Raw genomic sequence first — 20,546 nt, forward strand, 5'->3', positions numbered from 1 at the left:
CGACAGCGACAGGTAGGTAGAGACAATGGGCGCCGAAGAGATCACCATCACCGGTACGACCGCAGGCCGTTACTCCGAGATCCTGACCGCTGAGGCTGTCGAGTTCATCGTGGCACTTGACCGCGAGTTCGGCGCCCGCCGGGTTCAGCTGCTGGAGCGCCGCCGGCGCCGCCGGGCCACCCGTACCACCGACCTGGACTTCCTCACCTCGACGCAGCACGTCCGGGACGACCTGTCCTGGCAGGTCGCCCCGGCGGCTGCGGACCTCACCGACCGGCGGGTCGAGATCACCGGCCCGCCGGAGCGGAAGATGACCATCAACGCCCTCAACTCGGGCGCCAAGGTCTGGATGGCCGACTTCGAGGACGCGACGTCGCCCACCTGGGACAACGTGATCCTCGGACAGCTCAACCTGCGTGACGCGCTGGACGGGACACTGGACTTCACCGCGGCCGACGGCAAGCGGTACGAGATCGGCGACACCACGCCCACGATCATGGTCCGGCCGCGGGGCTGGCACCTGCCGGAGTGCCACCTGCGCATCGGCGGCCGGGCCGTCTCGGCCTCGCTGTTCGACTTCGGCCTCTACCTGTTCCACTGCGGGCGCAGGCAGATCGACCGGGGCAGCGGACCGTACTTCTACCTGCCGAAGATGGAGTCGCACCTGGAGGCCCGCCTCTGGAACGACATCTTCGTCTTCGCGCAGGAGTACCTCGGCATCCCGCGCGGCACGATCCGGGCCACCGTCCTGATCGAGACGATCAACGCGGCGTTCGAGATGGAAGAGATCCTGTACGAACTGCGCGAGCACTCGGCCGGCCTGAACGCGGGCCGCTGGGACTACCTGTTCAGCATGATCAAGAACCGCCCGGACGTGGTCCTGCCCGAGCGTTCGCAGGTCACCATGACGGCGCCGTTCATGCGGGCCTACACCGAACTGCTGGTCCGTACGTGCCACAAGCGCGGCGCCCACGCGATCGGCGGGATGGCCGCGGTCGTCCCGAGCCGTGACCCGGTCGCCGCGAAGCGGGCCCTCAACCAGGTGCGCCAGGACAAGCGGCGCGAGGTCGGCGACGGCTTCGACGGCTCCTGGGTCGCGCACCCGGGCCTCGTCGAGACCTGCCGTGAGGTGTTCGACCAGTGGCTCGGCGACGAGCCGCACCAGATCGTGCGCAAGCGCGAGGACGTGCGGGTCACCGCCGCCGAACTGCTGGACGTCAAGTCCGCCGCGGTCTCGGTCAGCGAGGTCGCGCTGCGCAACAACGTGAGTGTCGCGCTGCGGTACATCGCGGCGTGGCTGGGCGGCCGGGGCGCGGTGGCGCTCGGCGGCCTGATGGAGGACGCGGCGACCGCCGAGATCTGCCGGGCCCAGCTCTGGCAGTGGATCTCGTCGGGCACCCCGACCGATTACGGTGTGCCGGTCACGGCCACCCTGGTCACCCGGATGCTGCGTGAGGAACTCGACGTGCTCAGCGAGACCGGCGCCCTGGACGAGGAAGGGGCCCGCTGCTTCGGCCAGGCCCGGACGCTGCTCTCGGTGCTGCTCACCGAGCGAACCTGCCCGGAGTTCCTGACCCTGCCGGCCTACCTTCGGCACCTGTCCGGCGGGACGGCGGCTCCGGTCACCGATCAGGCTCCTGTCGCGGCCTGATCGGTGCAGGGCGGGGCGGGGATGGTCTCGGTCCATCCCCGCCCCGTCGTTCCGTTTTCTGCTCTACCCCCGGTCCTGCCAGGTGCAGAGGCAGACCTTGTTGCCCTCCGGGTCGGCCAGCACCCAGAAGCTCGGCGCCTCGGCGTCACTGACCAGGGTGCCGCCGGCCGCCAGCGCCCGGTCGATCCGCGGCCGCACCTCGGACGGGTCGACCCACAGGTCCGGGTGCCAGCGCTGGCGCGGCTCCTCGCTTCCGGACCGTTGGAACCAGATCAACGGCACCTTCCCGTACGGGTCGCGCAGATCCCCTTCGGCGTCACGCGGATAGCCCAGCACCGCCTCCCAGAAGTCCAACTGCTCCGGGAACCCCGGGCTGTCCAGCGCCAGCTCCACGACGGCCAGACCATTCGCGGCCGCCGCCACGCCGACCGAGTCGGCCAGCTGACTGATCGTCGCCGCGAGCCGTAGGTCCCGCCCGGTCACCCCGCCCACGTCGTGGCTGCTCAGCACCACGTCCAGATAGGTGTACCGCAGATCCAGGTCGGGATGGTGGTCGGCCGCCTCGGCCGCCGCGCCGATCGTGTTCACCAATGCCAGCCCGGTCGCGAAGTCGCCGGTCCGCAGCCGGGTCCGCAGCGCCCCGAGCAGGTAGACCCACCCCTGCGGCGCCCGTTCGGTGATCTCGCGCCCACTCAGCTTCGTCATGGTCCTCATGCTTCCATCGCGTACCGTGATCCGGTGCTCAACGGGATCGACGACATCGACTGGTTCGCGCTGGACGGCGCCTACGGCCCGTGCACCGAGGCCCCGGACATCCTGCGCGCCATCGCCTCCCCCGATCCGGAGAAGGCCGGCGAGGGCCGCTACGACTTCTTTTCCAGCATCTGGCATCAGAACACCGTCTACCCGGTGACCGCCGAGGTGATCCCGTTCCTGGTGGAGCTGGCCGGCACCCCCGGCGTGCACCAGCGCGACCACCTGCTGCACGCCCTCGGCTCCCTCTGCGACCCCGACCAGGTCAACGGCGAGGCGCGGAACCTGGTCCGGGCCTCGGTGGCGGTGCACAGCGGCCCGCTGCTGCCTCTGCTCACCGACCCGGATCCGGAGATCCGGGCACAGGCCGCCTACGCGGCCGCATGGAGCGGTCCGCACTTCACCGACGCTCTGCGTGAGCGCTGGGCCGTCGAGACCCATCCAGCGGTACGCGCGATGCTGCTCCCCGGTCTGGCCATGCTGGATCCGGTCGCGGCCGGGCCACTGCTGGACGACGCCCTGCACGACCCCGCCCCGCAGGTCCGGGCCGCCGCCGCGGTGGCTCTCACCCGCACCGGGCAGCCACTGCCGGACGGTGCGCTGGAAGCGGTCGGGTCCGCGTTCGCCGAAGCCAACCCGTACGAGAACGCCTGGTCCGGCCAGCACCCCGGCTGGCAGCTCGTGTTCCGGGCGGCCGGCACCGCATCCGCCCGGGTGCTGGCAGCCCGGATGGCCGCGGCCACCGACCCGGAGGCCCGGGTCCGGCTGGCGCACATCCTGGCCGACCGTTTCCACGGTTCCCGGTCGGCGGCGGCCGACCTGCTGCCGGTGGTCCGCGACCTGTTCACCGACCCGGACCCGAAGGTGCGCGACGCCGCGGGCTTCGCCGTCCTGGCCGCCGGGGAGGCCGCCGCCCCGCTCGCCGACGTGCTGATCGCCGACGGCGGCCACGACGCGCTGGACGTCCTGGTTCGCCTCGGCCACCCCGGATACGCGCCGCTCCTGCTCGCCGCCTGGGCGGCCGGTGAGTCGCCGCGGGTCCTGGACACGTTCACCCACCCGGAACCGCCACCGTTCGATCCGGCGGTGCTCACCGCCATCCGCGAACGGCTCGCCCGGCCACCCGCCCGGCACTCCTCGCTCTTCGCGGCGTCCATGGCCGGCGACCCCGTCGGCGACCTGCTCCACGTGCTGCGCTCCTGGGGCCCGGCCGCCGCCGGCGCCGTCCCCGAGATCGTCGCCTGCCTGCCCCACCACCCGGCCGCCGCCGCCCCCGCCCTGGCCGCGATCCTCCCCACCACACTCCCCGCGACAGACCCCACCGCATTTTCCGAGGTGAGCCCGGCCGCGAATCCGGTCGCGCTCGCCGCGATCCCGGCCCTGACCGCCCGGGCCGAGGCCGGCGACGTCCGGTGTGGACACGCCGTGCTCCGGCTGACCGGCGACGCGGCCCCGCTGGTCACCGCCGCGGCACACCTGCTCGGCACCGATTCCGGATCCGCCTTCGAGCTGGACCTCGTCGCCGACGCCGGTCCGGCGGCCGCGCCGCTGCTGCCGCTCCTCACCCGCTGGTTCACCGGCGCGGCCGAACCGGATCACGGGCAGCGCCGAACCCAGGTCGCCGCCGCCCGGGTGGCCTGGCGGGCCACCGGCGACACCGGACCGTTCCTGCCCACCCTGCGCGCGCTGGTCCGGGCCGGTTTCGGCCCCGGCGGCCTGGCCGCCGACCTCCTGACGGAGACCGGCGAGGGCGCGGACCTCACCCACGAGATCCGGCGGCTGCTCAACTCCGATTGGTACGCCCGCAGCCGCGCCGCCCGGGCCCTGCACCGCCTGGGCGTCCCCGCCGAGGACCTGGTGCCCGCCCTGCTGACCGCCGTCGCCTCCGGCCACCGGGACGCCCACGACGCCCTGAACACCCTGGCGACCATCCGGGCGGTGACCGCGGTCCCGGCCCTGACCACGATGGCCGACCGCGACGAACGCCACCCGGCGAGCGCCCCCGGCGACCTCTCCTGGAACGACGACCTGTTCCGCCGCCACCTCCGCACCACGATCGTCGCCCTCACCCCCGTGACCGGGCGATGACCATGTTGTGGGGCGAGGTCGAGGTCTATCAGGGGCGGATGTTCGTGACCCAGGGGCGGTTCACCACCGGGGCGCACATCGCGGACGGCGCCTCCGACGAACAGCTCGGGCAGACGATCCTCGACGTCTACGCCATGCCCTCGGAGCCGTGGAAGAACGACCGGGGCCCGTGGCGGGAATTCTGTGCGAACGTCGTCGGGATTCCGGCTGACCGGTACCGACCCGAGAAGAGCGCCCGGGTCTTCCAGAGAATGGAAAAGTGGACCTTCGGGACCTACTTCGACCCGGACGTGTCGATCCCGGGCGACGCCACGCCGGCTGAGCTCGGCGCCTTCGTGCGCCGCGAACTCGCCGCGCTCGAACCGGACTGGCCGACGGTCCGGTGCGCGGCGATCGAGACGTCGGCGGCCGGCGGTGTGGTCGTCATGCCGGCCGTCCGCACTCGCCTGGTCGGCCCGGCCCGGCCGGTCGAGGCGGAGGCCGGGCCGCTACTCGCCGCCGTCCGGGCCGCGCTCGCCGACTCCGATGACGATCGCCGGGAGCATCGCGACTATCTCGAGGCGCTCGCCGCCGCCGACATCGACCCGCGGCTGTTGCGGGGCGCCGCGCGGTTGGCGGTGGAGGAGCTGTCCACCGGCACGATCCGGATCACCGGCGTGGGCAGCGCGGGCAACCGGCCGGTCGAGCATCAGGTTTGGCTGGGATCCGCCGACGACCTGGCCGCCGTCTGTGACGAGGTGTTGCGGATGCTTCCCGAGCTTCGGGTCGAACATCTGCCTCCGGGCACGCCCACCGGCGAGAGCTTCGGTATCAAGATCTGCTGGCTGGCGGTGCGCGGGAGCACGGTCGAGGAGGTGGCCGCCGCGGTCGGTTTGGAGGGCGCCTGGGAGGAGGGCTGGGAGGAGGGCGTGGCGGCCGCCTACGAGGACGGGGTCTTCGTCTCGCCGCCCGCCGCCGGCTGGATCTTCGTGGTGGGCCAGGTGCTCGGCGCGCCGATGGCGGCGGACCTCAGCGCCCGGCTCGGCGCCGAGGTGCAGTTCTTCGGCAACCACCGCGTCGTCGACTACGCCGAGTGCGCGCTGGCCGTCGGCGGGCGCCTGATCCGCCACGTCTATTGCTGCGAGGGTGTCGAGGGGTGCCAGCAGCAGGGCGAGCCGACGCCGGTGGAGATCGAGCTCGGCTGGTCGGACGACTGGTGGATCGATCAGGACGACGTCATGCGGATCGCCGCCGCCTGGAGCATCGATCCGCACGCCCTGAACGTGACCGAGTCGAGCCCCCGCCCCGGCCTGCTGGGCCGGATCGACGAATAGACCGGCGGACGCCGTCACCGCGGAGCGTGCCCGGCAGCGACCGTCACGGCTGTTTGGGCTACCGCGCCGCCGCTCTGGAACGGAGGCCGAAGCGGCGGCCGGCTCCCCCGTCCGCCGCTGACGACGGCCGCCAGCGGACGCGGCGGTCGAGTACCGCGCGGGACATGACGTAGACGCAGGTGCAGCCGTTCACGAAGGCGGCGACCACGTCGCTGGGGTGGTGCATGCCGCGGTACATGCGGGCCAGCGCCACCCCGGCCGGGACCAGCACGAGCGCCCAGCACAGAGCCTTCAGCCAGGTGTGCCGGGCCAGCATCGCCAGCAGGACGGCGAGGCCCAGGTAGAGGGCGACGGCGGCCGAGGTGTGCCCGGACGGGAAGCTGGAGGTGGGTGGCGATTCGTCCATCCGGGGCACGTCCGGCCGGGGCCGGTCGATGGCGACCGTGGTGAAGTAGAAGACCAGCGCCTGGGCGGTCACCGCGAGGCAGAGGAAGAGCGGCTCACGGACCCGGCGCAGGGTGAGCGCGAGCACGAGCGCGGCCACCGCTGTCACGCCGACGATCCGGGGCGTGTCGGCGATGCCGCTGGCCAGGTGTGACACGTCGCTGAGCGTCTCGGTGCGGTGCCCGGCGAAGTACCGGTTCACCCCGTCCTCGACGGTCAGCGGCCAGAGGTGGGTGGCCGCGCGGGTCAGCAGCACCCCGAGTCCGATCATGACGGCCAGCAGGGCGGCGATCGGCAGCAGCACCCGCTTGAGGGCTTGTACGGCTATCGGCACGGCCGTTGCGTTACCCCAACGGGCCACTCCGGACACCCACCCGCCGGCGGGGTCGGGCGCCGGCCCGCCGGAAGACGAGCAGGGTGATCGCCGGGACGACCGCGCCGAGCAGGAGACCGGCCACCACGTCGCTGGTCCAGTGCACGCCGAGGACCACCCGGCTGACCGCGGTGCCCACCGGGATCAGCACGGCCGCCGCCCACAGGGCCCGGACGTGCGGGAAGATCACCACGAAGACGGCCATGCCGACGGCGGCGTTGAGGGCGTGGCCGGACGGGAAGGCGTACCCGACGGCCCGCGCCACCGGCTCCAGCAGGTCCGGGCGGTCCCGGCCGACCAGCAGTTTGATCCCGCCGCCGAGCAGCCCGCCGACGACCGTCGTGACGGCCACCCAGACGGCCGGCCGGCGGGCGCCGCGGCGGACCAGCCAGATCACCAGCAGCAGCGCGGCCAGCCGGAAGACGTTCGGCTGGAAGACGTTCGTCCACCAGGTCATCGCGGTGGTCAGGGCCGGGCTGTCCAGGGCGGCCCCGTGCAGCCGGTCGGTGATCGACCGGTCGAACGAGTGCAGCGGCTCCCAGCCGCCCACCACCAGGGCGGCGAGCAGGGCGAACGGGATGAGCGGGAGAACGGCGACTCCCGCCGCCACGCCCGCCCGCGCTTCTAGGGAGATCTCCTGGTCCGGCTGCATGGCGAGTCATTACCCCACAGGTCGCCTGGATAGCACCTGTGGGGCCTTGAGGGTGACCACCCGCGTCAGCCCGGCGGGCGCGCCGCGGCCGTGCGCCGGCAGCGCCTCGCGGGTCGCCCACGGCAGAGCGCGTAGCCCGTACCAGAAAATGATCTAAGAATGACCCCGCAGATCCCGGACCGAGGTGATCAGCTCCTCCTGGGAGATCGGGGTGACCGGGCCGCCGCGCGCCTCCTGCATGGCCTTGCCGAGTTGCAGGCGGCGCAGCACCTCCTTGATGTCGGCGCCGGTCATGCCGGTGCTGGCGACGGCCAGCGCGTTCAGGTCGAGATCGTCGGCGAACATCCGGAAGCCGGGGGTCTCGTGGGCGGTGATCAGCCCGCGGATCATCTTGCGGAAGATCTCGGCGCGGCTCACCTCGTCCGGGCGCGGGATGCTCAGCTTCACGTCGAAGCGGCCGGACCGGGTCAGCGACTCGTCCACCCGGTGCGGGAAGTTGGTGGTGGCCACCACGATGACGTTCGGGTTCTCCTCGATCAGATCGTTCATCTCCTGCTTGAAGATGCCGGCCACGGCGTTGAGCGCCTGGCTCGCCGCGTCCCCGCCGGCGCCCGCGTAGCTGACGATCGAGTCGAACTCGTCGAAGAGCATCACCGTCGCGGTGCGGTAGCGGCGCGCGTCGCGGAAGATCTGCTTGATGTTGCGCTCCGAGCCGCCGAGCCACTTGTCCAGGATCTCCGGGGTGCGGATCTCCCGGAAGTCGGCGCCGATCTCGTTGGCCAGCGCCCGTGACAGCATGGTCTTGCCGGTGCCGGGCGGGCCGTACATGAGGATGCCCTGCGGACGGCGGGCGCCCCACCGGGCCATCGCCTCCGGATGCCGGAACGAGATCGCGATCTGGCGCAACTCGGCGACCACGTCGGTCAGGCCGCCGACCATGTCCAGCGTGACCGTCTCGGTGGTCGGTGGCGCCTTCGGCACCGCCTCCCGGCTGATCACGAAACGCCGCCCGTCGAGCGAGCCCGGCCCGGCCAGGTCGGTCACCGCCTGGAGGGTGAGGGTGACGAAGGCGCGCAGGTCGGCCGGGGTGACCTCGTCGCGCGGCACCCGCGCCTCGACGCGGGCCACGGTGCCGTCCGCCTCGTAGGTGACGGCCGCTTCGAGACCGGCGGCGGCGTCGGCGAGGACTTCCGGTTCGCGCTCGGCCGGTTTCTCCAGACCCAGTTTCCGGTACGCCGCGGCGGCGGCCGTCCCGACGCCGTCGACCAGCCTCGTGACCACCTGGTCGCCGGCGGCGATCCGACGGGCCAGCAGCGGGCCCAGCGGGTCGATGCTCAGCACGATGCCGCGCATCCGGTGCTCGGTGGCCAGCGGGGTGCTGAGGGTGGTGATCCGGGCGGTGAAGACGTGGTCGGTGGCGTCGGCCGCGACGGTCAGGTCGACCCGCTGGACCGGGGCCGGCCAGGCGGCCCGGCGCAGCGGCTCCACCGGGTTGACCCGCGCGGCGGCGAGCAGGGTGACCGCGTCGACCAGCTCGACGGTCGCGCCGGCGAACTCGAACGTCTCGGTACGCGGCCGTGCGAAGCTCGCGTCGGTCATGGTGTCCTCCGGTCGGGTATCCGGGCACGACCATCCCAGCGTGACACGGTGACGCACGGTTTGGCCCGTCACCCAGCGGGCATGCGGCTGCCATGACTGACTTCCTAGACAAGGCCAAGAAGTTCGCCGACCAGCACGACGAGCAGGTGGATCAGGGCCTGGAGAAGGCCGGCGACCAGATCGACGAGCGAACCGGGAACAGATACTCGGACCAGATCGGCCGGGGTGTCGACGAGGCGCAGAAACGCACCGGGGAGGGGGACACCGTTCCGGGTTGATGACGGGCGATGCCCGGGGTGGCAGGATGGCGGGATGCTGGTCGTGTTCGCGCACAGCAGCACCGGGTCTACCGTCGCCACCGTGCACCGGGCCGATGGGGTGGTCATGCAACTGCCTGGGCACGACCGGAAATATCGGGTACCGCACGACCTGGCACACTTCGCGACCGAGCGGGCCCTCGACATGGCCGGCGGCGTGTTCGGTTCGATCGCGGCCGGCGCCGTCTTCGCGAACATGCGCCTGGTCAGCGGCCGGCCCCGCCATGACGCGCCGGCCCGCGGCAAGCGGATCCTCGAGGCCAACAAGCAGACGCTCGGTCTGGCCGAGGTGCTGGCCGGGGTGATCCATCAGGTGGTCGAGACCGGCGACCCGGCCCCGGTCGCCCCGATGGTCCACAACGCCTATGCGGTGCTGGATCCGGGCGGGTTCCCGTGGAGCGACGACCAGGTCGGCGCGGCGGTCCGTGACCTGACCGAGCTGACCGCCGAGTGGGAGGCGCAGGGAACGCTCCGCGTCACCTGGCCGGACCATCTGATCGCCGCCCCTCCCCCGCCGCGCGGCATCCGGCGTGGCCGCCGCGGCCGCACCTGACCGGGCGTCGACGCTGACGCCCGGCTCGGCGTACCGGGCCTACCTGACGTAGGTGACGGTGACGTTCGGGTCGGCGGCGTCGCCGGTGGTGTAGACGTACTTCCTGGCCGCGCTGTCGCCGGTCTGGGCCAGCAGCCACTGGGCCGACCAGCGGGCGATCGTCTCGACGCCGGTCGCCTGGTCGAGGGTCTGGGCGGACGGGTCGGGGGCGGCGCCGGCCGGGTTCTGGCCGTCGGTGATGCCGTAGTGGTTGGCGCCGGTCAGGGAGATGAACGCCTTGGGGGTGCCTGCGGTCAGGTGGTAGGTGGTCTCGCCCTCGGCCGGGCCGGCGACGCCGTCGGCCAGGCCCTGGAGGTAGCCGACCGGGACGGTGTTGAGGACCGGCAGGACGAGTTCGGTGCCGGGCAGCACGTTGTTGCCGCCGTAGGTGACGACCGCCTCGAGCTCGCTCGGCGCGGTGTTCGCGATCGTGCAGAACGGGATGACGCAGAGGCCGGTGCTGACGCTGAGCGCGGTGGCCGCGCCGAACGAGTGTCCGGAGAGGACCAGCGTGTTCTCGTCGATCCGCCGGTAGAGCGGGGAGGCGGGGTTGTCGTCCTCGGCCTCGGCCCAGTCGACGGTCCAGCCGGCCTGGGCGCCCTCGGGGTAGAGGCCGCTCACGCCGAACAGGCTGCGGGTGTGGTTGGGGACGGCGACGACGAACCCGTACGAGGCGAGGATCCCCGCGTACGCCGAGTAGTTCGCCTTGTCGACGTTGGCGCCCTGGAGGAAGAGCGCGACCGGCAGCCGGGTGCCGGTCGTCGGGTAGTAGACGTCGGCGCTGTCGCCGTTGATCGTCGTCGTATAGCTCGCGACCGCCGTGGGGGCGGCGGACGCGGGCGCCGGCACGGAAAGCGCCGCGGCAAGGAGGGCGGCCGAGGCCACCACCGCCTGTCGTTTCCAAGAACGGAACAGTGTCACATTCATGGATACGGACTATGTCGATCGATCGATGCGGCGTCAAGAGCCGGAACCTGTGGATTGGGTCGCCACGGCCCGCCGGGCCCGGAAGACTGGTGACGATGTCGTCGGTGCTGGCGGTCTCAACCCCAAGGCCGCGGTCCTCTACCTGTCGCTGATCCCGCAGTTCATCCGGCCGGACGCCGGTCATGTGGTGGCGCAGGGCTTCCTGCTGGGCGGGGTGCAGCTGACCGTCAGCATGGCGGTGAACCTGGCGATCATCCTGGCCGCCGGCACGATCGCGGTGTTCCTCGGCCGCCGCCCCGGCTGGCTGCGGGCCCAGCGCTGGGTCATGGGCAGTGTGCTCGGCCTGATCGCGGTGAGGCTGGCCACCGACCGGGGCCGCCCACTGCCGGTGTAAGCGCTCACCCGTACCGGTGGAGGAAGGCGACCGCGCCCAGGACGGCCTGGAGGGCGGGCACCGCCAGGACCACCGCGAGCATCGCGCCCTCCGGGCGCATGCCCAGATGCAGCAGCATCATGAGGCCGCTGAGCGCGAGCAGGCTCATCCAGGCGGCGCGGTCGCCGGGCCGGCGCCACAGCTGGACGCCGCACGGCAGGCAGACCAGCGCCAGCACCGCGAGACCGGCCGGTACGGCGGGCGCGTGCCCGGCATGCTCCCCGGCGAGGGCCAGGTGCACGGCGATCCCGGCCACACCGGCCGCCGCCGCGATCCGGGCGGGGTAGGGGCGGTGCCGGGCCTCAGCGTGATCCACGGTTGTCATCGGCACGGTCCTGTGTGGTCGGATGATCGCAGAGTCTGCCACACGGAGGATGCCGAATCGACGCTCAGCGACCGCTTTCGATCAACGACAGCGCATGGAAAAGTGAGGACGAATTCAGGCGCTGTACGCCTGCCCTCCACCCGGCACTTCCATGATCCACCGTGCGCGCGCCGCGGTCGCGGCGCCGCAGAAGGAGGAACTCAGTGCGCACCCTTGCCCGATCCACGGCCGCCACCCTCGCGGCCGCCACGATAATCGCGCTGACCGGCGCCTGCTCGCCACCGGAGAAGGAGTCCGAGGCATCCGCCAGCGGCGCGGCCACCGCCACCAGCGCCGCCGCCCTGGGCGGCATGGACGACCTGATCGCGGCCGCCAAGAAGGAGGGCGCGCTCAACGTCATCGCCCTGCCGCCGGACTGGGCGAACTACGGCGAGATCATCAAGGCGTTCGGCGAGAAGTACGGCATCAAGGTCAACTCGGCGCAACCGGACGGCTCCAGCCAGGACGAGATCAACGCCGCCAACCAGCTCAAGGGCCAGGACACCGCGCCCGACGTGTTCGACCTCGGCGGCGCGGTGGCGAGCGCGAACACGGCGATGTTCGCGCCCTACAAGGTGGCCACGTTCGACGAGATCCCGGCCGGGCTGAAGGACGCGAACGGCGCCTGGGTCAACGACTACGGCGGCTACATGTCGATCGGCTACGACAGCGCCAAGGTGCCCGCCCCGGCGAGCGTCGACGACCTGCTGAAGGCCGAGTACAAGGGCAAGGTCGCACTGAACGGCGACCCGACCCAGGCCGGCGCCGCGTTCGGTGGCGTGCAGATGGTCGCGGTGGCCAAGGGCGGCACGCCGGAGGACATCAAGCCCGGTGTGGACTTCTTCGGCGCGCTGAAGAAGGCCGGCAACTTCCTGCCGGTCGACCCGACCCCGGCGACCATCGAGTCCGGCCAGACCCCGGTCGTCTTCGACTGGGACTACCTGAACGCCGCCCAGTCCAAGAAGCTGACCAGCTGGAAGGTCGTCGTCCCGAACGGGGCCGTGCTCGGCTCCTACTACGTGCAGGCGATCAGCAAGGACGCCCCGCACCCGGCCGCGGCCCGGCTCTGGCAGGAGTTCCTTTACTCGGACGAGGGCCAGAACCTGTGGCTCAAGGGCGGTGCCCGCCCGGTCCGCGCCGACGCGATGCAGAAGGCCGGAACCATCGACGCCACCGCCTTCGCCGCGCTGCCGAAGGTCGAGGGCACCCCGGTGATCCCGACCGAGGCGCAGAGCACCAAGGCCAAGGAGTACCTGACCGCGAACTGGGCCAAGGCCATTGGCTGAGGTCGCCGAGGCCGTTCCGCGGCGCGTGGCCGGCCGGTCACGCCCGCGGGCCGGCGCCCTGCTGGGCACGGTGCCGTTCTTCGCCTTCGTGACGATCTTCCTGGTCATCCCGACGCTGACCGTGGTGATCGGCGCGTTCACCGGTGCCGGTGGGCGCGGTTTCACGCCGGCGAACGTGCGTGCCCTCACCGACGAGTACATTCTCGCGGCGTTCGGCCGCAGCATCACCCTCTCCGCGGCCAGCGCGATCATCGGTGCGGTACTGGGCGCCCTGCTGGCCTACGCGCTGGTCACCGCGAAACCGGACGGCCCGCTGCGACGGGTGGTCACCGCGGCCGCCGGAGTGCTCGCGCAGTTCGGCGGCGTCACGCTCGCCTTCGCCTTCCTGGCGACGATCGGGCTGAGCGGTTTCGTCACCCTCTGGTTGCAGGAGCACGGCCTCGATCCGTACGCGAACGGCGTCTGGCTGTTCGAGCTGCCCGGCCTGACGCTGGTCTACACGTACTTCCAGATCCCGCTCATGGTGATCGTGTTCCTGCCGGCGCTGGACGGCATCCGGCCACAGTGGCGGGAGGCGACCGCGAGCCTGGGCGGCAACACCTGGCACTACTGGACCCGGGTGGCCGGGCCGCTGCTGGCGCCGGCGTTCCTCGGTTCGGCGCTGCTGCTGTTCGCCAACGCCTTCTCCGCGTACGCCACCGCCGCGGCCCTGGTCAGCCAGGGCAGCCCGATCGTGCCGCTCCAGATCCGCGGCGCCCTGACCAGCGAGGTCGTCCTCGGGCAGGCGAACCTGGGCAAGGCGATGGCGCTCGGCATGGTGGTGGTCGTGGCCGTGGTGATGACCCTCTACGCGCTGCTGCAGAGGAGGACCGCCAAGTGGCTCGGGTGATCTTCAGGTGGACGGTCCTCACCGTCATGGGCGTGTTCTTCCTGCTGCCGCTGATCGCCATGGTGGAGTTCAGCACCCGCGACCCGGAGACCTGGCCGCTGCTGCTGGACTGGCCCCGGCTCGCCGAGGAGTACCCGGCCCTGGCCGAGGGCATCCTGGCCTCGCTGGCGCAGGCGGCGCTGACCTCGGTGCTCATGCTGGTGCTGCTGGTGCCGACGGCGATCTGGGTCCGGCTGCGGCTGCCCCGGCTGCGGCGGGTGGTCGAGTTCCTCTGCCTGCTGCCGCTCACCATCCCGGCGATCGTGCTGGTGGTGGGCCTGGCCCCGGTGTACGCCTGGGTCAACTACCTCATCGGCGGCTCGTCGCTGACCCTGGTGTTCGCCTACACGATCCTGGTGCTGCCGTACGCCTACCGCGCCATCGACACCGGGCTGTCCGCGATCGACGTGCGGACCCTGGCCGAGGCCGCCCGCAGTCTGGGCGCCGGCTGGACCACCGTGATCTGGCGGGTGGTGCTGCCGAACATCCGCTCGGCGGTGCTGTCCGCCGCGTTCCTGACCGTGGCTCTGGTGCTCGGCGAGTTCACCATCGCCTCGCTGCTGCACCGTACCAACCTCCAGGTGGCCATCGAGTTCCTCGGCAAGAGCAGCGCGACCGTGTCGGTGGCGGTGTCGCTGACCGCGTTGCTGCTCGCGTTCGCCCTGCTGCTCGTGCTGTCCCTGGCGGGCTCGTCGTCCAAGGAGAGAAGATCATGACCGGGGTCGCCGTGAAGCTGGAAGGGCTGCGCCGGACGTTCGGCACCGTGCACGCCCTCGACGACCTGGACCTGGCGATCGAGCCGGGCGAGCTGATCGCCCTGCTCGGGCCGTCCGGCTGCGGCAAGACCACCGCGCTGCGGATCCTCGCCGGGCTGGAGGACGCCACGGCCGGGCGGGTGCTGGTCGACGGGAAGGACGTCACCCGGCTGCCTGCCAACCGGCGCGGCATGGGCATGGTGTTCCAGGCGTACAGCCTCTTCCCGCACCTCACCGCCGCGCAGAACGTGGAGTTCGGTCTGCGCCTGCGCCGGGGTCCGCTGACCCGGGCCGCCGAGATGCTGGACCTGGTGGGCCTGTCCGGCTTCGCGAAGCGGTACCCGCACCAGCTCTCCGGTGGGCAGCAGCAGCGGGTGGCGCTGGCCCGGGCGCTGGCGATCGAGCCGCGGGTGCTGTTGCTGGACGAGCCGCTCTCCGCGCTGGACGCCAAGGTGCGGGTGCAGTTGCGCGACGAGATCCGCCGGATCCAGACCGAGGTCGGCACCACCACCCTGTTCGTGACCCACGATCAGGAGGAGGCGCTCGCGATCGCCGACCGGGTCGGCGTGATGCGGGCCGGGCGGCTGGAGCAGTTGGCCACCCCGTCCGAGGTGTACCTGCGCCCGGCGACCGCGTTCGTGGCCGATTTCGTCGGTCTCAGCAACCGGCTGTCCGGTAGCGTGAACGGCGACGTGGTGGAGGTGCTCGGGGCCCGGCTGCCCCTGGTCACGCCGCACGCCGGCGGTGCGGTCACCGCGCTGGTCCGCCCGGAGGCGGTCGACGTCGTCCCGGATCCGGAGGCCACGGCCACGGTGCTGACCAGCAGCTTCCTCGGGTCGACCAGCCGCGTCACGGTGAGCGTCGGCGAGCAGGTGGTGGTGGCGCAGGTGCCGAGCGGCCGGTTGCCGGAGCTGCCCGCGGGCACCCGGGTCCGGGTCACGATCCAGCCGGTGGCGGTCGCTCTCGAATAGACAGGTATTGGCGCTCACGTTACAGTCGGAGACCCTGGGAGCGCTCCCAGCGCGGGTTGTCCCACCGCCGTTTCCCCGTGGCGGTCCCGCGTTCATCCCCCGAGGTGATGTTTCGTGAAACGCCGTACCACAACCATCCTGGCCACGGTGCTGGCCGCGGTCGCCGTCTCGACGGCCGTCCTCTTCTCGCTCCCCGCGAACGCCGAGACGGCGGCGTTCCGGGTGGCGAACTCCTGGAGCACCGGCTACCAGGCCGAGATCACGGTCAGCAACCCGTCCTCGTCGGCGATCAGCACCTGGAAGGTGGTGCTGACCCTGCCGGCCGGGACATCGGTCACGCAGGCCTGGAGCTCCACGCTCACCAGCAGCGGCAACACCTACACCTTCACCCCGGCGGCCTGGAACGGCACGATCGCCGCCAACTCCTCGACCAACTTCGGCTTCATCGTGACCGGCACCGGCCAGCCGACCGGCTGCCTGGTCAACGGCCAGACCTGCACCGGTACGACGACGCCGACGTCCTCCCCCAGCACACCTGTTTCCCCGAGCGCTTCGGTGAGCCCGCCGGTCAACGGCACCCCGGTCGGGATCAACGGCCAGCTCAAGGTCTGCGGCACCAAGCTGTGCAACCAGTACGGCAAGCCGATCCAGCTGCGCGGCATGAGCACCCACGGCATCCAGTGGTTCCCGGGTTGCTACACCGACGCGGCGCTCGACGCGCTGGCCACGGACTGGAACTCGGACCTGTTCCGGGTCTCGATGTACGTCCAGGAGCAGGGTTACGAGACCGACCCGGCCGGCTTCACCACGCGGGTCAACAACCTGGTCGACGAGGCCGAGCAGCGGGGCATGTACGCGCTGATCGACTTCCACATCCTCACGCCGGGCGACCCGATGTACAACCTGGACCGGGCCAAGACCTTCTTCGCCCAGGTGTCGGCCCGTAACGCCGCCAGGAAGAACGTCATCTACGAGATCGCCAACGAGCCGAACGGGGTGAGCTGGTCGACCATCAAGAACTACGCCGAGCAGGTCATCCCGGTGATCCGGGCGAACGACCCGGACGCCGTCGTGGTGGTCGGCACCCGGGGCTGGTCGTCGCTGGGCGTCTCCGAGGGCGGCAGCTCGTCCGAGATCATCGCCAACCCGGTGAACGCGTCCAACGTGATGTACACGTTCCACTTCTACGCGGCGTCGCACAAGGACAACTACCGCGCCGAGGTGGAGCGGGCCGCGGCCTCGCTGCCGCTGTTCGTGACCGAGTTCGGCACGGTGACCTACACCGGTGACGGCGCCGTCGACACGGCCGGCAGCAACGCCTGGCTGGATCTGCTGGACCGGCTCCAGATCAGCTACGCGAACTGGACGTTCTCCGACGCGGGCGAGGGCAGCGCGGCGCTCAAGCCGGGCACCTGCGCGGGCGGCTCGTTCGCCGGAACCGGGGTGCTGACCGAGTCGGGTCAGCTGATGCGGTCCCGGATCCGTACCGCGGACAACTTCCCGACCTCCTGAGAACCGTGTGAGCCGGCCGGCCCCGCTCCCGCCAAAGCAGGTCCGGCCCGGCGGCCCGCACCCACGATCCGGGTCGCCGACCGCGCCGGGTCCGCCCCCTCCACCGGGCGGGCCCGGCGCACCTTTTCAATGTCCCACTTATATAAGTCGCATCTGATAGGGTGGACCCGTGCATGCGTTCGACGTCCTCGGCGATCCGGTCCGGCGCCGGATCCTCGAGCTGCTCGCCGAGGGTGAGCAGACCTCCGGAGCCGTCACCGCCATCATCCGGGCGGAGTTCGGCATCACCCAGCCCGCCGTGTCCCAGCATCTGCGGGTGCTGCGCGACAACGGCTTCGCCACCGTGCGCCCGGACGGCGCACGCCGGCTCTACGCGGTCGACGACACCGCGTTCCGGCAGGTGGACGACTGGCTGGCGCCCTTCCGGCGGTTCTGGGCGCCGCACCTCGCCGCGATGGCCACCGAGGTGGCCCGCGGCAAGCGCCTGCGGCGACTGGCCGCCGGCGACGAACCCACCGATGCGAGGAGCACGCGATGATCGACGTCAAAGAGCAGATCAGTGAGGTACGGCGGACCATCGGCAGCCGTGTCCTGGAGGCCGGTGAGGCCCGGGTCATGACGATCAGCCAGGCCTACGACACCGACGTCGACGACCTGTGGGACGTGGTCACCAACCCCGAGCGGATCCCCCGCTGGTTCCTGCCGGTCTCCGGCGAGCTGCGCGAGGGCGGGAAGTACCAGTTCGAGGGCAACGCCGGCGGCACGATCACCAGGTGCGACCGGCCCCGCTCGGTCGCCGCCACCTGGGAGTTCGGCGGCGGCATCAGCTGGGTCGAGGTCCGGATCACCCCGGAGGCGGACGGCCGCGCCCGGTTCGAGCTGGAGCACGTGGCCCACGTCGAGGACGAGCACTGGGAGAAGTACGGTCCGGGCGCCGTCGGCCTCGGCTGGGAGGGCGCCTTCTGGGGCCTGGCCAACCACCTGGCCGCGCCGGACGCCCCACTCGACCCGGCGGCCGTCATGGCCTGGATGACGTCCGACGACGGCAAGCAGTTCATGCGGCTGTCCGCCGACGCCTGGGCCGAGGCCGACATCGCCTTCGGCACCGAGCCCGGACAGGCCCGGCGCCAGGCGGAGAACACCCTCAAGGCATACCTCGGCGAGGAGCACTAAAGCCCTTCCGTGGTCGAGGTCCGCGATTTTCCGGTACGCGGGTCCTCGCCCCGCCTCATAGGACCGTCCCGTCCGGTCGGCGCGATCTCGCTGCCCGCTCCGGCCCGTGCCGCGCCCGCCGGGCGCAGATCGGTGCCCGGGCGGGCCCGCCCCGACGCCACCACCTGCCCCTGCCGCCGCTCACGGCCGCGCGACCGACCCGCGACCCGGTCACGCCGAGCGCCGGCTCCCACCCTCGGCGACCCGGTCACGCTTGGCGGGTGGTCACGCTCTTGCGAGATCCGCCCGGTCACCGTCGCCCGTTCGAGTCGTCCACAAGCATCGATGTGGATCTTGGGCAATCGTCGCCGGCGGTGCGATGTTGAGCGATCGTGGCTGTCCGGATGCATCAGACAGCCCAAGATCTTCCAGCGGAAATGGGTCGTGGGCGATGATTGACCGCCGGACGGCAACCAGGAACCAAGATCGGCCCGACAGCCACCATCACCCAAGATCGCCAGCGAGTCGAGGTGACGCCGCAGCCATCCGGATGCGTGACTCGATGTCGCGGCCACCCACAACCGGAAGCGGGCTCCGGCTACCTCGATCTTCCACATGAGCCGGTGAACGGGATTCTTGCTCACGCGGAATTCCGGACGGTCAGGCTTTCGGAGGTGAGCGCACACAATGAGCTCCACAGCGGGCGGGCGCACACGTTCGAGCGGCCGAAGCCATGGCGGGCGCGCACGAAAGACGCCACGTGCGCGGCCACCCCGGCTACAGGCAACGTGGGCGACCACGACTCCGCCAGCGTGTGCGCCCACTCACCCCAGGCGACCGGCGTAACGGCCGGGAGCGGGCAACCCGGGTGCCTGGCGGGCAACACAGGGTGACCGAGAGGCGGGCGGGTGAGCCCCGTCGCGCGGCCAGGACCGGCGGCTGACCTCGGTGGCGGCGACCGGCCGGGCCTGCCGGGCCACCGAGGTCAGCCCGGCGGGCGCGACAAGTGGAACGCGGACCTGGATCGCAAACCTCACAGGCGGGCGGGCAGGGCCGGGCCGCGGCGGCGGGCTCGCAGGCGCCCGCGCACGGCGGCGGCCCGCTCCCGCGCCGGGCTGAGCCTGTCGCGCACCGCCAGCCAGGTGCGGGCCGCCGCGATCTCGGGGGTACGCCGGCGGGCGGTCGACACCTGGTAGCCGAACCGGGTCAGCCGGTCCCCGAAGATCGCCTCGCAGCGGGCGGTCTCCTCGGCCGTGAGCCGCCGCTGCCAGCTGCTCACCCGGGCCGTGGTGACCTCCGAGCGGGTCAGCGCGTGCCAGGTCTTGTACTCGGGGACGGCCACCGCGGCGAGTTCGGACGGGCGGGCCATCGCCGGGTCGTACTCCTCACCCAGGAAGTCGCAGATCGACCGCAGGTGCGGTTCCGGGTCGGCGACCAGGTCCTCGTAGCGCAGCTGGTGGTAGACGCCGGCCGGGTAGGCGCGGGCGGCCCGCAGCGAGGAGTCGGCGGACCGCGCCCAGATGTCGATCAGCTCGTCGACGTCGCGCGGCCCCCACGGCGTCTCCTTGAGCGACGCCACGCAGTCCCGCCCGTCCCGCACGATGTTGATGATCTGCGCGTCCGGGAAGAGCCGCCGGATGGTCGGCAGGTGCCGCAGGTAGAGCGGCCGCTTGTCGCCCCAGCGCGGCTTGCCGAACCGTTCGGCGTACAGCTTGAAGACCGTGCCGAGCGCCGAGCCGAGTGTGGGCGGCGCCGCGACGATCGCCTCGATCGTCGCCTGCGGGTCCAGGCCGAGGTCCTCGAAGTGGCTGGTGGCGGTGATGAACTCGGCCAGGGCGCGGCGCCGCGCCGGATCGCCCAGGTCGCCGAACTCGTGCCGCCGGTGATAGGCGGGCAGCAGGAAGCGGCTCTCCGGGGGCAGGGCGATCCGCGGGTGTGCGTGCAGCATCAACTGGAGCATCGTGGTGCCCGAGCGCGGGCAGCCGACGACGAAGATCGGGCGGTCAGACATGGCCTAGACGGTAAGATACGTTATGTCCGTTTTGCAAAGAGCGGTTGCCAGCGGCCCGCATGTGGCGTAAGCACAAGTCATGATCGGTGACGAACTGTTGCGACACTGTCTCGCCAAGCCGGGCGCCTGGCAGGACGAGCCGTGGGAGGGCGACGTCGTCGCCAAGGTCGGCAAGAAGATCTTCGCGTTCCTGGGCACCGGGGAGGCCGTCGGCGTCAAGTGCGGGCCGAACCGGGACGTCGCCGACGAATGGCTGGACCGCTACCCCGAGGACGCCTCGGCCAGCGCCTACATCGGCCGGCACGGGTGGAACACGCTGCGCCTGGGCGGCGCCATCCCGGACGACGAGATCCTCGAGGCGGTCGACGCGTCCTACGAGGCGATCGTCGCCACCCTGCCCAGGAAGGACCGGCCCGCCTGACGCG

Annotated in this window: 21 protein-coding genes; 14 read left to right on the top strand and 7 right to left on the bottom strand. The window is 71.8% G+C overall.

Going from position 1 to position 20,546, the window contains the following annotated elements; genetic code table 11:
• The first annotated feature begins 25 nt into the window (after window positions 1–25).
• Window positions 26–1,651 carry a malate synthase A gene (gene aceB / locus IEZ13_RS08095; RefSeq protein WP_183219108.1) on the top strand — a complete coding sequence of 542 codons (1,626 nt, stop codon included), beginning with the start codon at window positions 26–28 and terminating at the stop codon, window positions 1,649–1,651.
• 63 nt (window positions 1,652–1,714) lie between these two features.
• Here aceB and IEZ13_RS08100 read toward each other — a convergent pair whose 3' ends face one another.
• Window positions 1,715–2,356 carry a VOC family protein gene (locus tag IEZ13_RS08100; RefSeq protein WP_183219109.1) on the bottom strand — a complete coding sequence of 214 codons (642 nt, stop codon included), beginning with the start codon at window positions 2,354–2,356 and terminating at the stop codon, window positions 1,715–1,717.
• A 33-nt stretch (window positions 2,357–2,389) separates the two neighbouring features.
• Between IEZ13_RS08100 and IEZ13_RS08105 the strand changes: the two genes are divergently transcribed.
• Both IEZ13_RS08105 and IEZ13_RS08110 read left to right on the top strand, forming a co-directional pair.
• The gene (locus tag IEZ13_RS08105) at window positions 2,390–4,492 is read left to right on the top strand and encodes a hypothetical protein (protein WP_183219110.1); all 2,103 of its coding nucleotides are present in this window, start codon (window positions 2,390–2,392) and stop codon (window positions 4,490–4,492) included.
• Complete coding sequence (locus IEZ13_RS08110) at window positions 4,489–5,805, top strand: hypothetical protein (RefSeq protein ID WP_183219111.1); 1,317 nt, start codon at window positions 4,489–4,491, stop codon at window positions 5,803–5,805. Before IEZ13_RS08105 ends, IEZ13_RS08110 begins: the two co-directional genes overlap by 4 nt.
• 58 nt (window positions 5,806–5,863) lie before the next feature.
• On the opposite strand, the gene IEZ13_RS08115 is transcribed toward IEZ13_RS08110, so the two are convergent.
• The 3 genes from IEZ13_RS08115 to IEZ13_RS08125 form a co-directional block, all read right to left on the bottom strand.
• The gene (locus IEZ13_RS08115) at window positions 5,864–6,583 is read right to left on the bottom strand and encodes a phosphatase PAP2 family protein (RefSeq protein ID WP_229794542.1); all 720 of its coding nucleotides are present in this window, start codon (window positions 6,581–6,583) and stop codon (window positions 5,864–5,866) included.
• Window positions 6,584–6,593: 10 nt separating this feature from the next.
• Entirely contained in the window at window positions 6,594–7,274 is a 681-nt protein-coding gene (locus tag IEZ13_RS08120) for a phosphatase PAP2 family protein (protein ID WP_183219112.1), read from the bottom strand.
• Window positions 7,275–7,427: 153 nt separating this feature from the next.
• Window positions 7,428–8,873 (bottom strand): ATP-binding protein, encoded by a 1,446-nt coding sequence (locus IEZ13_RS08125; protein ID WP_183219113.1) that lies wholly within the window; start codon window positions 8,871–8,873, stop codon window positions 7,428–7,430.
• Between the two features lie 92 nt (window positions 8,874–8,965).
• On the opposite strand from IEZ13_RS08125, the gene IEZ13_RS08130 reads away from it, so the two are divergent.
• Both IEZ13_RS08130 and IEZ13_RS08135 read left to right on the top strand, forming a co-directional pair.
• Window positions 8,966–9,151: an antitoxin gene (locus IEZ13_RS08130; RefSeq protein WP_183219114.1), complete on the top strand. Its 186-nt coding sequence runs from the start codon at window positions 8,966–8,968 to the stop codon at window positions 9,149–9,151.
• 34 nt (window positions 9,152–9,185) lie between these two features.
• Window positions 9,186–9,743, top strand: a complete 558-nt coding sequence (locus tag IEZ13_RS08135; RefSeq protein WP_183219115.1) for a hypothetical protein — start codon at window positions 9,186–9,188, stop codon at window positions 9,741–9,743.
• A gap of 39 nt (window positions 9,744–9,782) precedes the next feature.
• On the opposite strand, the gene IEZ13_RS08140 is transcribed toward IEZ13_RS08135, so the two are convergent.
• On the bottom strand, window positions 9,783–10,709 hold the full coding sequence (locus IEZ13_RS08140) for an alpha/beta hydrolase family protein (RefSeq protein WP_183219116.1): 927 nt from the start codon (window positions 10,707–10,709) through the stop codon (window positions 9,783–9,785).
• Between the two features lie 49 nt (window positions 10,710–10,758).
• Between IEZ13_RS08140 and IEZ13_RS08145 the strand changes: the two genes are divergently transcribed.
• Window positions 10,759–11,103 (top strand): LysE family translocator, encoded by a 345-nt coding sequence (locus IEZ13_RS08145; RefSeq protein WP_189285733.1) that lies wholly within the window; start codon window positions 10,759–10,761, stop codon window positions 11,101–11,103.
• A gap of 4 nt (window positions 11,104–11,107) precedes the next feature.
• Here the strand turns inward: IEZ13_RS08145 and IEZ13_RS08150 are convergent, their stop codons facing one another.
• Window positions 11,108–11,467, bottom strand: coding sequence for a hypothetical protein (locus IEZ13_RS08150; protein WP_183219117.1), 360 nt, complete (start codon window positions 11,465–11,467; stop codon window positions 11,108–11,110).
• A 203-nt stretch (window positions 11,468–11,670) separates the two neighbouring features.
• On the opposite strand from IEZ13_RS08150, the gene IEZ13_RS08155 reads away from it, so the two are divergent.
• The 7 genes from IEZ13_RS08155 (at window position 11,671) to IEZ13_RS08185 (ending at window position 18,131) form a co-directional block, all read left to right on the top strand.
• Complete coding sequence (locus IEZ13_RS08155) at window positions 11,671–12,792, top strand: ABC transporter substrate-binding protein (RefSeq protein ID WP_183219118.1); 1,122 nt, start codon at window positions 11,671–11,673, stop codon at window positions 12,790–12,792.
• On the top strand, window positions 12,785–13,681 hold the full coding sequence (locus tag IEZ13_RS08160) for an ABC transporter permease (RefSeq protein WP_203833730.1): 897 nt from the start codon (window positions 12,785–12,787) through the stop codon (window positions 13,679–13,681). Before IEZ13_RS08155 ends, IEZ13_RS08160 begins: the two co-directional genes overlap by 8 nt.
• Window positions 13,678–14,436 (top strand): ABC transporter permease, encoded by a 759-nt coding sequence (locus tag IEZ13_RS08165; protein ID WP_229794543.1) that lies wholly within the window; start codon window positions 13,678–13,680, stop codon window positions 14,434–14,436. Before IEZ13_RS08160 ends, IEZ13_RS08165 begins: the two co-directional genes overlap by 4 nt.
• Window positions 14,433–15,446: an ABC transporter ATP-binding protein gene (locus IEZ13_RS08170; RefSeq protein ID WP_183219119.1), complete on the top strand. Its 1,014-nt coding sequence runs from the start codon at window positions 14,433–14,435 to the stop codon at window positions 15,444–15,446. Before IEZ13_RS08165 ends, IEZ13_RS08170 begins: the two co-directional genes overlap by 4 nt.
• A 114-nt stretch (window positions 15,447–15,560) precedes the next feature.
• The gene (locus IEZ13_RS08175; RefSeq protein ID WP_183219120.1) at window positions 15,561–16,958 is read left to right on the top strand and encodes a cellulase family glycosylhydrolase; all 1,398 of its coding nucleotides are present in this window, start codon (window positions 15,561–15,563) and stop codon (window positions 16,956–16,958) included.
• A gap of 169 nt (window positions 16,959–17,127) precedes the next feature.
• Window positions 17,128–17,496 (top strand): ArsR/SmtB family transcription factor, encoded by a 369-nt coding sequence (locus tag IEZ13_RS08180; RefSeq protein ID WP_183219121.1) that lies wholly within the window; start codon window positions 17,128–17,130, stop codon window positions 17,494–17,496.
• Entirely contained in the window at window positions 17,493–18,131 is a 639-nt protein-coding gene (locus IEZ13_RS08185; RefSeq protein ID WP_183219122.1) for an SRPBCC family protein, read from the top strand. The genes IEZ13_RS08180 and IEZ13_RS08185 overlap by 4 nt, the downstream gene beginning before the upstream one ends.
• A gap of 1,012 nt (window positions 18,132–19,143) precedes the next feature.
• Here IEZ13_RS08185 and IEZ13_RS08190 read toward each other — a convergent pair.
• Entirely contained in the window at window positions 19,144–20,121 is a 978-nt protein-coding gene (locus tag IEZ13_RS08190) for a sulfotransferase family protein (RefSeq protein ID WP_183219123.1), read from the bottom strand.
• Window positions 20,122–20,200: 79 nt separating this feature from the next.
• Between IEZ13_RS08190 and IEZ13_RS08195 the strand changes: the two genes are divergently transcribed.
• Window positions 20,201–20,542 (top strand): MmcQ/YjbR family DNA-binding protein, encoded by a 342-nt coding sequence (locus IEZ13_RS08195; RefSeq protein WP_183219124.1) that lies wholly within the window; start codon window positions 20,201–20,203, stop codon window positions 20,540–20,542.
• Window positions 20,543–20,546: the final 4 nt, after the last annotated feature.

Source organism: Actinoplanes campanulatus, from assembly GCF_014647795.1.
GTDB lineage: Bacteria > Actinomycetota > Actinomycetes > Mycobacteriales > Micromonosporaceae > Actinoplanes > Actinoplanes campanulatus.